The sequence below is a fragment of the Moorena sp. genome (assembly GCF_982860115.1).
Genome location: NZ_CEYLVT010000448.1, coordinates 1 through 1,998 on the forward strand (window position 1 = coordinate 1; position 1,998 = coordinate 1,998).

General features: G+C 39.1%; 2 protein-coding genes. One reads left to right on the forward strand and one right to left on the reverse strand.

Going from position 1 to position 1,998, the window contains the following annotated elements; genetic code table 11:
* The first annotated feature begins 781 nt into the window (after positions 1 to 781).
* A complete protein-coding gene (locus AC4II3_RS32570; RefSeq protein WP_488017439.1) occupies positions 782 to 1,225 on the forward strand; it encodes a hypothetical protein in 444 nt (147 codons plus the stop codon).
* Between the two features lie 76 nt (positions 1,226 to 1,301).
* Here the strand turns inward: AC4II3_RS32570 and AC4II3_RS32575 are convergent, their stop codons facing one another.
* Positions 1,302 to 1,913, reverse strand: a complete 612-nt coding sequence (locus AC4II3_RS32575) for a hypothetical protein (RefSeq protein WP_488017440.1) — start codon at positions 1,911 to 1,913, stop codon at positions 1,302 to 1,304.
* Positions 1,914 to 1,998: the final 85 nt, after the last annotated feature.

Consider the following 1,998-nt stretch of genomic DNA (forward strand, 5'->3'; position numbering starts at 1 on the left):
CAGGTGCGACCCAAGGGCGCGAGGGATTGCTCGCGCCCTTGGAGGCGCGCACCTACTCTTAAAATCATTCTATTATTAAGCAACGCTCCCTATTCCGTGTTCCCTATGACATTGACTTATGGGTTGTTTTTTGATACTATTATTTAACTGAACAATTGTCCAACAATAGCAAATTAAAACTTAACTAAAATTCTCTCATCAAGTCTTACAAAAATTTAGGAAATTGTCCTGACATCTTTTAGGCTACTAAGAATATAGGATTAGTCCTTAATTACTAATGGTTTATTTGAATGAATTTAGTAAATTATTTCTTTCAATGGGTGATGAATAGACGTTATTAATTAACTAGTTTTATGATGGTAGAACCGATTTTAATCCCCTTAATACCAATAAAACTCATAAAATAGATTTTATTGGTCGGTTTACTCAACAAACACCACGTCCTATATCCAAATTAGCTATGCAAACCAAAACTATTTTGGGTGTGGAAAGGTTAGGAATAATCAATAAGCTACGTGATTACAATACTAAAAAACACAGGCGTGAACCGCTTAGCAGAAGTTTTAAACTCAAATTGAGGGATAGTTTTAAAGATGATATCTACAAACTATCCCGACAGATAAATATGGATTTAAGTCAATGGACTGATTAATTTTAATTTTTTTTTGACTCAGAGAAATGCAATTTATCAATAACCGCTGGTTTTACCCCTGTTCTGGTAATCCGCTGTTGCGTTTTCTCTAAAATCCCAAAAGTCCCTCACTGAATTTAGAACTCCTATATGCCACAATCAACCAGTCAAACCAGACGATGTCAACGCAACCGGAAGCGTTCTAAACGAAGAGCTATTTTATGTCCCATTCATGGTTGCTACCTTGATAGCGTTAGTCAAAAATATCGGTTGTTTGCTGACCGTCCAGGACAACTTAAGCAGCGTGGTGTTCCACAAAAATATGCTTTGATGCTGATAGCGACTAAAACCACAGTAGCTATTGAAGGAGAATGGCTAGAGGCTTTTTGGTGTAGTGAGTGCCAGGAAACCAAGTGGTATCACGTGTGCAAGAGTGGCGATCGCACCTATAAAATATCTTTAGCTCCTGTTGAGTTATGGCAGCAGGTAACAGGGGTAATCGATCCGGATGGTAACTCTTCAGTGGGCGAGTTTACTCGTCGCCAGTCTAAACGCATTGGTTTTCATGGGATTAAGGATTTTGGAGCGATTTAGTTTTTTATAGCGGTTTTCAATTAGGTGAGATACAAAAAGTAGCCCAAAATCGCTGATCCGCGACACGCGCTATAGCTTACCCAAGAACAGCTACTAAAATTCGGAACAATTCTTCTAAATCAGCTGGAACTCGGTACAGATTTAGGTCTTGGGTAACTTGTTTATGCTCTCGGTGCAAAAGCCCAAATTGCCAGATATCCCCTGTAGAAACAGCACCCTGTAAAATCAATTGGTCAGCATCACTCCATAGATCGAGGGCAATTAATTCTACAGCAAGTTGGGCAAATCCTCTTTGGAGATTAGCATTTTTTGCTTCTATTACCAATAGTTTACTATCGGTATAAAGATAATAGTCTAGATAACCTTTCAAGTATTCTGTAACAGTGAGGGGATATTCGATTCTTAGCTGGGCTTGAGTATAGTGAACTAAATCAAGTAAGATGGGAGCGATTAGTAATTCTCGTCGAGCTGCTTCACTGGTTAAACTAACATAGGGTAAGCTTTCTTCAATTCTAGATTTGAGACTAGAAAGTCGGTCTAGTTTTGTCGTAGACTTTTCTAAATTCAAGGAGCTTCGCTTCAAGGTATAGCCAAATTCAGCCAAAATATCTTCTGGCTCAACGACCATCTCAAAATAACTTCTAAAGGTATAAGATTTACCAGGTTGGAGGATGGGAATTTTGTTCATCATTAAGATAAGGAGATAGGGAGTGTGGGGAGATGGGGAGATGGGGAGATGGGAACCCACCCCTAACCCCTCCCAGGAGGGGAAT

What these genes read in the sequence shown, in the direction of transcription:
- AC4II3_RS32575 (WP_488017440.1), bottom strand. Translation starts at nt 1,913, where the DNA reads ATGAACAAAATTCCCATCCTCCAACCTGGTAAATCTTATACCTTTAGA.
- AC4II3_RS32570 (WP_488017439.1), top strand. Translation starts at nt 782, where the DNA reads ATGCCACAATCAACCAGTCAAACCAGACGATGTCAACGCAACCGGAAG.